This window comes from Phytohabitans rumicis (genome assembly GCF_011764445.1).
GTDB classification, from domain to species: Bacteria; Actinomycetota; Actinomycetes; order Mycobacteriales; family Micromonosporaceae; genus Phytohabitans; species Phytohabitans rumicis.
This window is the reverse complement of sequence record NZ_BLPG01000001.1, coordinates 4581068-4592669: the sequence shown is the minus strand read 5'-3', so window position 1 is coordinate 4592669 and position 11602 is coordinate 4581068. Positions and strand designations below refer to the sequence as shown.

Here is an 11602-nt window from a genome sequence, read left to right as displayed (position 1 = left end):
TGACGTGGAAGTTGCGCAATATGTCCAGCGTGACCACTCGCTGTGGCCGTTTGTCGCACAGGCTGTGCGATCGGGTTGATCTTGGTGCTGGTAAAGGCACTCAGTCCGCGGATCGGGCACAGTGGTCGGGTGACGGTTGAGCTCGCCCCACCCGCGACCGGTCGAACCACGCGCCGTAACGAGGTCCTCCTCGTCCTCGGCGTCTCACTCGGCCAGTCCGCGGTCTATGCCGCCGTCTCCCTCATGGCCAAGCTCACCGCCGAACGGCCGCTCTCCCAGCAGACCGCCACGCTCAACGCGTCACAGTCGCCCCGTCCGTACCTCGACCTGACGTACCAGCTATTGGGCATCTTCTTCGCGCTCGTGCCGGTGCTCCTCGCCGTACACCTGCTCAATCGGGATCGCGATGCGCGAGCGGACCTCGGCCTGGACCGGCGACGGCCGATCGCGGACCTGGCCTGGGGCGCGGGCCTGGCCGCGGCGATCGGCCTGCCCGGCATCGGCCTCTACCTCGGCGCGCGCGAGCTCGGCCTGAACGCCACCGTCGTCCCGGCCGCCCTGCCCGACATCTGGTGGGCGGCGCCGGTGCTGATCCTCGCCGCCGCACAGAACGCGATCCTCGAAGAAGTGGTCGTTGTCGGATATCTGATGACCCGGTTGGGTGAGCTGCAGTGGCGGACCCGGCAGATCATCGCGGCGAGCGCCCTGCTGCGCGGCTCCTACCACCTCTACCAGGGCTTCGGCGGCTTCCTGGGCAACGCGCTCATGGGTGTGATCTTCGCGTACTTCTTCCTGCGCACCCGCCGCGTGCTACCCCTGGTGATCGCCCACACGCTGCTCGACGTGGTGGCCTTCGTGGGCTACACGCTGCTCCGCGACCATTGGAGCTGGCTGCGGTAGTGCGCGATCGCCCGGTGCGCCAGCCGCTCGGCCGCCGCCGCGTTGCCCGCACCGGCCACCAGCGCCGTCATGCCCGGCAACCGCCGCGCCACCGCCCGCACCGCCGCCCACCCGCGGACCTGCCCGGTCAGCGGCGCCACGATCCGCCACGCCGCCTCCAGCGCCCGCAGCGCCGGCTGCCCCTCCGGGTCGGCCGCCATGGCCGCCGCCAGCGCCGCCCGCGCCGTCTCCGGACTGGGATGCACCCCGGCCAGCACCAGCAGATCAGCCGCCCGCTCGGGATCCGTCGGGTCCTGCCCGTACGCCGCCGCCACATGCAGCACCAACGCCGCCTGCGCCCAGGCCGCCGTCGCCAGCTCCGTGGCCGTCGCGAACAGCCCGAACACCCGCGACACCGCCCCGCCCACGCCCGCCACCCGCACAAACCGCTGCGTGGCCAGCCGCGCCAACCCCTCCCGCGTCGCCGCCGGGTAGGTGGCCAGGGTCTGCGCGGCCCAGTCGCGAGCCTGCGGTCCGAGGACCCGCACCGCCGCGATGGCCAACAGCTCCGGAGCGTGGCCGGGCCGGTCGAGCAGCCGCGGCGCGATCGCCGGCCGCCCTTCGATCACAGCAGGAGTACGCCCAGCGGCCGGCCCAGTTACGGCGGTGACCGTTTCGTCGGCTTTTTCCGCCGGGGCGGCTTTCGCCGGCGCCGCGGCGGCGGTCTCCTTGACGATGGTCTTCGCTGGCGCGGCCTTCTTCGCTGCCGCCTTCTTCACCGGGGCTGTTGCCTTCTTCGCTGCGGCCTTCTTCGCGGGCGTGCTCTTCTTCGCGGGGCTGGCCGCGGCCGGCGGCGTCTCGGTTGGTGGCGCCACCCGCTCGGGCCTGGGCCGCTGCTGGGGAGCCGGGCGGCGGGCGGACTCCGCAGGCGGCTCAGCCACCCTAGCCGGCGGCTCTTTAAGCTCGGTCGAGGGCTCTTTCGGCTCGGCCGGCGGCGCAGCCGGCTCAGTCGGCGGCTGGAAGAGTACGGAAGGCGCGGGCTGCTTACGCCGGGTCGTCGGCGGCTCGGCGGGCTCCTCCGGCGGCGTGAACGCGGCCTTGGACGGGCGGGGCCGCTGTCGCCCTCCGCCCGCACCCCCAGACCGCTGCTCATCCATAACGAGGGAGCCTAGTCCCGCCCGACGCGATTGGCCTCCCCAGCCGACCTTGGTATTCCGTGGCCCCCAGGAGGGCAGCTCCGTACCAAGGTCCTCTTCGACCGGGCGCCGCTTTGCTGCCGGACCAGCGGTCACGGTATCCTCGACCGGCGGTGGTCTGCGAGGGCCGCCTCGGAGACTTCGCCTAGTCTGGTCTATGGCGCCGCACTGCTAATGCGGTTGGGGTTTAACGCCCCTCCCGGGTTCGAATCCCGGAGTCTCCGCGCTCCGACCGGTATGTACACTGGTCGAGCACCGGCGCCCGTAGCTCAATGGATAGAGCATCTGACTACGGATCAGAAGGTTAGGGGTTCGAGTCCCTTCGGGCGCGCAGCAAGTCAAGGGCCGGCCCTCCACTCCTGGAGGCCGGCCCTTGATCGCGTTGACCCCAGGTTTGACCGCTAAAAGCGGAGGGTGTGGGATTCGAACCCACGAAGACGCTCACGCGCCTTAGCGGTTTTCAAGACCGCCGCCATCGGCCACTAGGCGAACCCTCCTCGGCCGCGCTCACTGAGTGATCCGCAGCCGTGCCCAGTGTGCCACGCCGCTCAAGAAGGCTCGCCGCGCGGCATGATCACTAACCATGAGGTCCCGAGCCGTCATCCTGATCACCGGCGTCATGGCCGCCGGCAAGTCGACCGTCGCGCAGGCGCTGGCCGAGCGGCTGCCTCGTACGGCGCATGTTCGTGGCGACGTCTTCCGGCGGATGGTGGTGAACGGGCGGGTGGAGATGGCGCCCGGCGAGGAGGACGAGGCCAGGCGGCAGCTCGATCTGCGCTACCGGCTGGCCGCGCACGCCGCCGACGAGTATTTCAAGGCCGGGTTCACGGTGGTCGTCCAGGACGTCATCCTGGGCCCGGATCTGCCCAGGGTGATCGGGATGATCCACAGCCGGCCGCTGCTGGTGGTCGTGTTGGCGCCGCGGGCCGAGGCCATCGCCGCCCGGGAGCGTGCCCGGTCCAAGACCGGGTACGGCGAGTGGACGGTGGAGCAGCTGGACGCCGGGTTGCGCGAGACGACGCCGCGGATCGGGCTGTGGTTGGACACGTCCGAGCAGTCACCCGAGGAGACGGTGGACGAGATCCTCATGAGAGCCTGGCTCGAAGGGGAGGTGTAGATGTACGCGATCACGATCTCCGAGCCCGGTGGACCGGACAAGCTCGTGTGGGCCGAGGTGCCCGACGCGGAGCCCGGCCCGGGTGAGGTCCTCATTCGCACCGCGGCGTCGGCCGTCAACCGGGCCGATCTGCTGCAACGGCAGGGCTACTACGATCCGCCGCCGGGCACTTCGCCGTACCCGGGGCTGGAGTGCAGCGGCGTGATCACCGCAACCGGCGCCCCGGTGTGTGCGCTGCTGGCCGGCGGCGGCTACGCGGAGTTGGTGGCCGTGCCGGAGGCGTACACCCTGCCGATCCCGCGCAACCTGACGGTCGAGGAGGCGGCCGCGCTGCCCGAGGTGGCGTGCACCGTCTGGTCGAACCTGATCGACCTGGCCGGCCTGCGGAAGGGCGAGACGCTCCTGGTGCACGGGGTGGGAGCGGGATCGGGACGTTCGCGATCCAGTTGGGGGCGGCGCTGGGCGCCACGGTCATCACGACCGCGCGGCGGGCCAAGCACGACGCGCTGCGGGCACTGGGCGCGCAGCACACGATCGACTACACGGACGAGGACTTCGTCGCGGAGGTGCGCAAGCACGGCGGGGCCGACGTCATTCTGGACATCGTCGGCGCGAAGTACCTGGCCAAGAACGTGGACGCACTGGCCACCAATGGCCGGCTCGCCATCATCGGCATGCAGGGCGGCGCGAAGGCGGAGCTCGACCTGCGGGCGCTGATGGCCAAGCGGGGGTCGATCATCGTGACCACGCTGCGGGCCCGCGGCCACGATGAAAAGGCCGCCATCGTACGAGGGGTGCGTGACGATGTCTGGCCGCTGATCGAGTCAGGGGCGATCCGGCCGGTCATCGATCGCCGGCTGCCGATGGCGCAGGCGGCGGAGGCGCACCGGATCGTCGAGGCGAGCGACCACCTTGGCAAGGTCCTGCTACTCGGGCGGTAGCAGCAACCGAGGGCCCGCACCCGAGGCGGCCAGTTCGTCACCGGGGTTGTAGAGCCGGCAGCGCTGCAACGACAGGCAGCCGCATCCGATGCAGCCGGTCAGCTCGTCGCGCAGGCGCTCCATGAACGCGATGCGCTCGTTGAGGCGGGCCCGCCAGTGTGCGGAGAGGCGGGCCCAGTCGGCCCGGGTGGGGGTGCGCGACTCGGGTAGTGCGGCGAGCGCCACCCGGATCTCTTCGAGCGACACGCCGACCTGCTGGGCGATCCGGATGAACGCCACCCGGCGCAGTTCGGCCCGGTCGTACCGGCGCTGGTTGCCGCCGGTGCGCCCGGATCGGATGAGCCCCAGCCGCTCGTAGTACCGCAGCGCGGATGCCGCGACGCCGGAGCGCCGGGACAGTTCGCCAATGGTCAATGAGTTGTCTGTCATATCTGCCTTGAGTTGAAGTCCACTTCAACTTGCAGGCTAGTCATATGACCGCGCCAACGACCACGCACCTGGGTGAGCTGCTCCGGCGGCTCACCGGCGACGAGAAACACGCACCGAGCGCGCACTCGACGCTGGATGTGCTGTGGGTGCTTTACGACCGGGTGTTGCGGGTTTCGCCCGACCGCGTGGACGACCCGGACCGCGACCGCTTCCTCCTTTCCAAGGGCCACGGGCCGGCCGCCTACTACGCCGTGCTGGCGGCCAAGGGTTTCCTCCCCGAGGAGTGGCTGGACGACCTCGCCGGGCCGGACAGCCGGCTCGGCCACCACCCCGATCGCCTGCTCGTCCCCGGCGTCGAGATCGGCTCCGGCTCGCTGGGCCACGGCCTGGGATTGGGCGTGGGCACCGCGCTGGGGCTGCGGGCCCAGGGCCTATCCACCCCTCGCGTGTACGTCATGACGGGCGACGCCGAGTTGGACGAGGGCTCCAACCACGAGGCGATCGCGTACGCCGGCGCGACCGGGCTGGGCAGTCTCACCGCGGTCGTCATCGACAACCGGTCGTCCACGCACGGGTGGCCCGGCGGGATCGCGGGCCGGTTCCACGGCTGGACGGCATCCACAGTAGACGGACGCGACCACGACGCCATCGAGTCGGCGCTGCGGGCGCACACCGGCGCGGCACCGCACGTGGTCGTCGCCGAAGTCGAGACCAAGGAGTGACGATGCGCGACACCTTCGTGAACGCCGCCACGGCGCTGCTCGACGACGACCCGCGTACGGCGGTCGTGCTGGCGGACATCTCGGCCACCGCGTTCGAGCCGGCGGCGCGCCTGCACCCCGACCGGGTCATCAACGTGGGCATCCGCGAGCAGCTCATGCTGGGCGTGGCGGGCGGGCTCGCGCTGACCGGGCTGCGGCCGATCGTGCACTCGTACGCGACGTTCGTGGTGGACCGGGCGTACGAGCAGATCAAGCTGGACCTGGACCATCAGGGCGTGGGCGCGGTGCTGGTCAGCGTCGGCGCCTCGTACGACGGGTCCACCGCGGGCCGCACCCACATGTCACCCGGAGACGTGGCGCTCTTCGACACGCTGGGCAACTGGACCGTTCACGTACCCGGTCATGCTGGTGAGGTCGGGCCGTTGCTGACGGCGGCGGCCGCGCACGACGAGAACGTGTATATCCGGCTGTCCACCCAGCGAAACGCGGCCGCGCGGCCCGCCGCCGGGCTGCAGACGGTGCGCCGGGGTGGCCGGGCCGCGGTCGTGGCGGTCGGGCCGATGCTGGACACCGCGCTGGCGGCGACCGAAGGGCTCGACGTGACGGTGGCGTACACGAACACGCCGCGGCCGTTCGACTCCAAGGGGCTGCGGGCGCTGGGGCACGCGGACGTCGTCCTGGTGGAGCCCTACCTGGCCGGCACGTCGAGCGCGGTGGTGTCGGACGCGCTGCGGGACGTCCCGCATCGGCTGCTGAGCCTGGGGGTCGGCCGGACGGACCTGCACCGCTACGGGAGCCCGAAGGACCACGCGCGGTGGCACGGGCTGGACGCGGCGGGGGTGCGCGAGTCGATCAGCGCTTTCCTGGGGTAGGCCGGCGGGCACGCTCGCGGCCGAGGATCCAGAGGGCCTCGACACCGTCCTTCCAGGTGATCTTCTTGCCCTCTTCCCGGCCGCGGGCGCGGTAGCTGATCGGCACCTCGTACGGCCGGATGCGGCGGCGCAGCAGCTTGCCGGTGACCTCGGCCTCCATGCCGAACCCGCGGGAGCGCACGTCGAGCGAGCGGTAGAGGGCCACCGGCAGCAGCTTGAAGCAGGTCTCCAGGTCGCCGATGTACGAGTTGAAGAGCACGTTGGCGGCGGTGGTGACGGCCCGGTTACCCATCACGTACCAGAAGCTGTAGGCGCTGTGGCTGCCGAACGTGCGGTTGCCGTAGACCACCTGGGCCCGGCCGTCGAGCACGGGGGCGAGCAGCTTCGGGATGTCCTGCGGGTCGTACTCCAGGTCGGCGTCGAGGATCACCATGTACTCGCCCTCGGCGTTGTCGACGGCCGTCTTGATGGCCGCGCCCTTGCCGGCGTTGCGCTTGTGCGTGATCACCCGCACCCGCGCATCGTCGAGCCGGCCCAGCACCTCCGCCGTGCCGTCCCGGCTACCGTCGTCGACGACGACCATCTCGATCTCGCAGGGGTAGTCGACCGCGAGCGCCTGCTTCAAGGCGTCCGCGATGCGTTCCTCCTCGTTGTAGACCGGCATAAGGATCGAAAGCTTCACGGGAAGTCAGCCTAATCGGCCGCGCCGCCCGGCGCGGCGGCCGGGCTGCCGGCAAGCGACAGTTTTCATGATGTTTACTTCGGCGCATGCCGGCAGCTTGGGCGCCGCTCGTGGCGGCGCCGCCCCTCGCGTTCGCCGCGATCGCGTACGCCCTCCGTCCGAGTGCCGAGGTGGTGGCGCCGCGGCGGCTGGCCGCGGTCCGGGCGGCCCTGGTGGTCGGCGGGTACGCGGTGCTCAGCGTGGAGGTCCTGGGCGCGTTCGACGCGCTCACCGCGCCGGCCCTGGCGCTGGCGTGGCTGGTCGGGCTGCTGGCGGCGGTGGTGCTGGCGTGGCGGCGGCGTGCTCCGCTGGCGTTCGGGCGGCCAGCCCTGACCCGCGCGGAGTGGGCACTGGCCGGCACCGTCGGCGGGCTCGTGCTGGTCGACCTGGTCATCGCGCTGCTCGCCGAGCCCAACAATTTCGACTCGCAGACGTACCACCTGCCGAAGGTGGAGCACTGGGCCGCCCAGGGCTCGCTGGACTTCTGGCCGACGGCGATCCACCGGCAGGTGACGATCCCGCCCGGCGCCGAGTACCTGCTGCTGCACCTGCGCCTGCTGACCGGCGGGGACGGCCTGTACAACCTGGTCCAATGGGCGGCCGGGGTCGGCTGCCTGGTGGTGGCGACCCGGATCGCCGCGCAGCTGGGCGGGGGCCGGCGGGCGCAGCTCGTGACCGCGTTCGTGGTCGGCACCACGCCGATGGTCGCGCTCCAGGCGACCAGCACCCAGACCGACCTGGTCGTGGCGGCATGGGCCGGATGCGTGGCCACGCTGGCCCTGGACGGGCTCTCCCGCCGGGCCACGCCGGCGTCGGTGCTGGCCCTGGGCGCCGCCACCGGCCTCACCGCGATCACCAAGACGAGCGGCCTCATCGGCGCCGGGCCGATGCTGGTGCTGTGGGGCGTCGCACAGCTCCGGCTGGCGCGCTGGCGTACGGTCGCGGCCTCACTGGGCGTCGTCCTCGTCGCGGCGGCGTTCGCGGGTCCGTTCCTGCTCCGGGTGTACGACGAGTTCGGGCACCCGCTCGGCCCGCCGCGGCTGCGGGACTCGGTCCCCATGCAGCGCCACGACCCGGGCTCGGTGCTCGTCAACGGCCTGCGGATCGGACAGACCGCGCTGGACACCCCGATCGCCCCGCTGCGATCCGCCAGCGCCGCCGCGATCACCGGGTTCGCGGACCTGATCGGTGTGGACCCGCAGGACCGGGCGACCACCTTCGGACGTACGGAGTTTCCGGTGCGGGCCTGGTACCCGGACGAGGACCGGGTCTCGTTTCCGCTGGCCGGGGCGCTGGTGCTGATCGGCGGGGTGCTCGCCTTGGCGAGGCCACCCAAGCCCCGCGTACGGGCGTACGCCGCCGCGTGCGCCGCGTGCGTGATCCTGCACTCCGCCATGATCAAGTGGCAGCCGTGGGGCAACCGGCTCCTGGTGTACGCGCTGGTCCTGGCCGCCCCGCTGGCCGGACTGTGGCTGGAGCGGGTGCTGTCCCGCTCTCGTGCGCGCTCGCTCGCCACGCTCGCCGTGGTGGCCGTGCTCGCCACGTCGGCGTTGGCCGGGCTGCTCGCCGTGTCGTACGGCTTTCCGCGGCGGCTGGTCGGCACCGGCTCGCTGCTGACCACGGACGGCTGGGACACCCGGTTCCTGCGCCGGCCGGCCTGGGCGGACGAGTTCCGCTGGGCGGCCGACAAGGTGACGGCGGCCGGCGCCCAGCGGATCGGGATCGTGGAGCAGAACGACAACTGGGAGTACCCGTGGTGGCTGCTCCTGGGCGACCGGGACCTCGTGGCGCTGCAATCCGTCCTGCCCAAGCACCCGCCCGCGGACCCGGCCTCCGTGGACGCGATCGTGTGCACCGGCGACCGCGCGGCCTGCGACCGCCTGGTCCCCGACGGCTGGCGCCTGGAGTGGAACGGCTACGCGGGCTACGCGCTGCCCTGAGCTGAGCTGTTAGGAAGGGCACCTTGTTATGCAAAAAGCGATAACAAGGTGCCCTTCCTTGCACCTCAGCGGAGCGGGACGAGGATCAGGCGGGCGACGTACTTGTCGCCGTCCTTGGCGCCCGCGACGCCGACCTGCGTGCCGGGCGTGATGTCGCTCGGCTGGACCGTATTGCGGCGCTCGACCACCCGCAGCTTGTCGCCGAACGTCCACGTCGCGGTGTAGCCGTCGGTGGACTTCACGGTCACCGAGGAGTCGTCGATCGCGGTCACCTCGCCGCGCTGGACGGCCACCGTCGTCGTGCCGCCGTCCTTGGTCTGCACGACCACCTCGCCGTGCAGGACGTTCTTGCGCAGCAGGGCCCTGTCCTTGCGGCGCTCCCGCCGCTCGTTGACGGAGGGAGAAGACGACGGCGCCGGGTCCGCCTGCTCGAAACCCGCGACGGCCAGCGCCTGCCCGTCCACACCCAGGTCCAAGGGTGCCGGTACGCCCCCGCAGCCGGCGAGCGCCAGGCCCAGTACCGCGATACCTACGACAACTCCGATGCGTCTCATGCGTCTCAGGCTCGGCCATGCGGGCGAGGAATCGGTCAAGCCGATGTACGGGTCTCGTAAGAAGGCAACGTGACCGTGAATCGGGCGCCGCCCTCGGGTGCGTGGCCGGCCTCGATCGTGCCGCCCAGCCGGCGTACCAGCCCGGCGGCGAGCGCCAGGCCGAGGCCGCTGCCCACCTTGCGTACCCCCTCGTAGCGCTGCCGGAGCGCGCCGCGCTCGAACGCGACGGCCAGGTCCTCGTCGGTGAGGCCGGGTCCGCCGTCGCGGACCTCGAGCACGGCGGCGTCGGGCTGTGCCCACGCCGCGAGCACCAGCGGCGCGCCCGACGGCAGGATCCGCAGGGCGTTCTCCAGGAGGCCGTCGACCACCTGCCGGATGCGCCCGGGATCGGTGAACGCGGGGATCTGCCCCTCGGCGGGCAGCGAGACCCGCAGCACCACGCCGGCGGTGGCGCACCGGCCGCCCCACGCCTCGGCGGCGTCCCGGACCAGCGTGGCGAGGTCGATCCGGGCCGGTACGAGGGGAAGTCGGCCGCCTCGAGCCGGGCCAGCGCGAGCAGGTCGCTGACCAGCCGGTCGAGGTGTTCGGCCTCGGCCAGCATGGTCTGGCCGGCCCGCTGCGCACCCCCGGCGGCCACCACCCCGTCGGCGAGCGCTTCGGCGTACCCGCGGATGGCCGTCAGCGGGGTGCGCAACTCGTGCGAGACGGACAGCAGGAACTCCCGCTGCCGGCCCTCGCTGGTGGCCAGGGCGGCGGCCAGGTCGTTCAGCGCGTACGCGAGGTCGGCGGCCTCCTGCGGTGATTCGACCGGCACGCGGACCTTGCGGTCGCCGGCGCGCAGCCGGGCGGCCGCGGTCGCCGCGTTGCGGATCGGCCGGGCCAGCCGCCGGGCCAGCAGGGCGCCCGCGCCGACCCCGGCGGCGAGGCCGGCCAGCAGCGGCAGCCAGAGGGTACGCAGGACCTGCCGCCACAGCCCCGAAGTGGCCGGGGTGGCCAGCACGACGCCGTTCCCGTCCGGGAGCGCGCGGCCGACCACAATGGACGGTCGACCGGACACGAGGCGGCGGCCGGCGAAGTCCTGCCCGGCGGCGATCCGGCGGATCACCTGTGCCGGCAGCCCCGGGCGGTCCGCCTCGCCGTGCCGGATCAGGTACGCGGTGACCTCCCGCGTCTGCATCTGCCGGATGATCCGCTCCTCGTCGGCCGTGCGCCCCCGGTCGAGGCGCGGGCGGAGCAGGTTGGCGGCCAACTGGGCCTGCGCGGTGAGCGACTCGCGCGCCTCCCGTTCCACGGCACGCGCCGCGATCGGGAGCCCGATCAGTGCGGTGACCAGCACCGACACCACAGCCACCGCACATCCGGACAGGACCGCGCGGGCGGTCAGGGTACGGCCGAGCCGTTGCCGCGGCACCACGGGCAGCAGGACGGTCAGGTCACGGCGGTCAGCCATCGGCCGCGTACCCGACGCCCCGGTGGGTCCGCAGTACGGCCGCGCCGGCGCCCAGCTTGCCCCGCACCTGAGCCACGTGCACGTCGACGGTACGGGTGCCGGTGTGCGCGGCGTACCCCCAGACGCTGGCCAGCAGTTCCTCCCGCGTGAACACCCGGCCGGGCCGGCCCATCAGGTGCGCCAGCAGGTCGAACTCGGTGGAAGTGAGCAGCACCGGCGCGCCCTCGACGGTCACCGTACGGCGTTCCGGGTCGAGCGTGATGGGACCGACGGAAAGTGGCCGGCCCGCCGGCGTACCGGCCGTGCGGCGGAGCACCGCGCGGACCCGGGCGACCAGTTCGCGCGGGCTGAACGGCTTGGTCACGTAGTCGTCGGCGCCCAGTTCGAGGCCCACGATGCGGTCGACCTCGTCGTCGCGGGCGGTCAGGAAGATGACCGGCGTCCAGTCGCCGCCGTCCCGCATCCGCCGGCAGATCTCCGTCCCGTCCATGCCGGGCAGGGCGATGTCGAGGACGCAGGCGACCGGTCGAAGGCGCCGGGCGGCCGCGAGACCCGCCGTGCCGTCGTGCTCGACGTGCACGCCGAAGCCGTCCCGGGTCAGGTACATCCTGACCAGGTCGGCGATCGAGCGCTCGTCTTCCACGACGAGGACCAGGCCGTTTTGGCTCACGCCGACCATCATCTAGGACTGGGCGGCAACACAGTGTTCGAGGGAGGTAAGGGTCGGGGCGCCCCATACGGGGAGAGTGGGACGCCCCAACTAGTGAACCTTTTTCAACCT

At 72.3% G+C, this 11602-nt stretch carries 10 protein-coding genes, 3 tRNA genes and 2 pseudogenes; 8 read left to right on the top strand and 7 right to left on the bottom strand.

From position 1 onward, the window contains the following. The first annotated feature begins 129 nt into the window (after window positions 1–129). Window positions 130–900: a CPBP family intramembrane glutamic endopeptidase gene (locus Prum_RS20625; RefSeq protein WP_173078014.1), complete on the top strand. Its 771-nt coding sequence runs from the start codon at window positions 130–132 to the stop codon at window positions 898–900. Here the strand turns inward: Prum_RS20625 and Prum_RS20620 are convergent. Next, on the bottom strand, window positions 861–1820 hold the full coding sequence (locus Prum_RS20620; RefSeq protein ID WP_246277996.1) for an EcsC family protein: 960 nt from the start codon (window positions 1818–1820) through the stop codon (window positions 861–863). The genes Prum_RS20625 and Prum_RS20620 overlap by 40 nt on opposite strands. Before the next feature lie 389 nt (window positions 1821–2209). Here Prum_RS20620 and Prum_RS20615 point away from each other — a divergent pair. Next, window positions 2210–2299: transfer RNA gene (locus Prum_RS20615), tRNA-Ser, on the top strand. 34 nt (window positions 2300–2333) lie between these two features. Further along, a tRNA-Arg gene (locus tag Prum_RS20610) sits at window positions 2334–2406 on the top strand. A 77-nt stretch (window positions 2407–2483) separates the two neighbouring features. Here Prum_RS20610 and Prum_RS20605 read toward each other — a convergent pair. Then, window positions 2484–2572: transfer RNA gene (locus tag Prum_RS20605), tRNA-Ser, on the bottom strand. An 86-nt stretch (window positions 2573–2658) separates the two neighbouring features. Here Prum_RS20605 and Prum_RS20600 point away from each other — a divergent pair. Both Prum_RS20600 and Prum_RS20595 read left to right on the top strand, forming a co-directional pair. Beyond that, entirely contained in the window at window positions 2659–3192 is a 534-nt protein-coding gene (locus Prum_RS20600; RefSeq protein WP_173078012.1) for an AAA family ATPase, read from the top strand. After that, window positions 3193–4133 (top strand): annotated as a pseudogene (locus tag Prum_RS20595) (NAD(P)H-quinone oxidoreductase). On the opposite strand, the gene soxR reads toward Prum_RS20595, so the two are convergent. Next, on the bottom strand, window positions 4119–4562 hold the full coding sequence (soxR, locus tag Prum_RS20590) for a redox-sensitive transcriptional activator SoxR (RefSeq protein ID WP_173078010.1): 444 nt from the start codon (window positions 4560–4562) through the stop codon (window positions 4119–4121). The pseudogene Prum_RS20595 and the gene soxR sit on opposite strands and share 15 nt — an antisense overlap. Before the next feature lie 44 nt (window positions 4563–4606). Here soxR and Prum_RS20585 point away from each other — a divergent pair, with 44 nt between their 5' ends. Together Prum_RS20585 and Prum_RS20580 are read left to right on the top strand one after the other, a co-directional pair. Next, window positions 4607–5284: a thiamine pyrophosphate-binding protein gene (locus tag Prum_RS20585; RefSeq protein ID WP_173078008.1), complete on the top strand. Its 678-nt coding sequence runs from the start codon at window positions 4607–4609 to the stop codon at window positions 5282–5284. A 2-nt stretch (window positions 5285–5286) separates the two neighbouring features. Continuing rightward, window positions 5287–6156: a transketolase family protein gene (locus Prum_RS20580; RefSeq protein WP_173078006.1), complete on the top strand. Its 870-nt coding sequence runs from the start codon at window positions 5287–5289 to the stop codon at window positions 6154–6156. Here Prum_RS20580 and Prum_RS20575 read toward each other — a convergent pair. Continuing rightward, window positions 6137–6838, bottom strand: a complete 702-nt coding sequence (locus Prum_RS20575) for a glycosyltransferase family 2 protein (protein WP_173078005.1) — start codon at window positions 6836–6838, stop codon at window positions 6137–6139. The genes Prum_RS20580 and Prum_RS20575 overlap by 20 nt on opposite strands. An 86-nt stretch (window positions 6839–6924) precedes the next feature. Between Prum_RS20575 and Prum_RS20570 the strand changes: the two genes are divergently transcribed. Continuing rightward, window positions 6925–8817, top strand: coding sequence for a hypothetical protein (locus tag Prum_RS20570; RefSeq protein WP_173078004.1), 1893 nt, complete (start codon window positions 6925–6927; stop codon window positions 8815–8817). Between the two features lie 65 nt (window positions 8818–8882). Here Prum_RS20570 and Prum_RS20565 read toward each other — a convergent pair whose 3' ends face one another. From Prum_RS20565 to Prum_RS20555, 3 genes and pseudogenes are all read right to left on the bottom strand, one after another. Next, a complete protein-coding gene (locus Prum_RS20565) occupies window positions 8883–9371 on the bottom strand; it encodes a hypothetical protein (protein WP_173078003.1) in 489 nt (162 codons plus the stop codon). A 35-nt stretch (window positions 9372–9406) separates the two neighbouring features. After that, window positions 9407–10821 (bottom strand): annotated as a pseudogene (locus tag Prum_RS20560) (sensor histidine kinase). Next, window positions 10814–11491, bottom strand: a complete 678-nt coding sequence (locus Prum_RS20555) for a response regulator transcription factor (protein WP_246277995.1) — start codon at window positions 11489–11491, stop codon at window positions 10814–10816. The pseudogene Prum_RS20560 and the gene Prum_RS20555 overlap by 8 nt, the downstream one beginning before the upstream one ends. Window positions 11492–11602 lie beyond the last annotated feature (111 nt).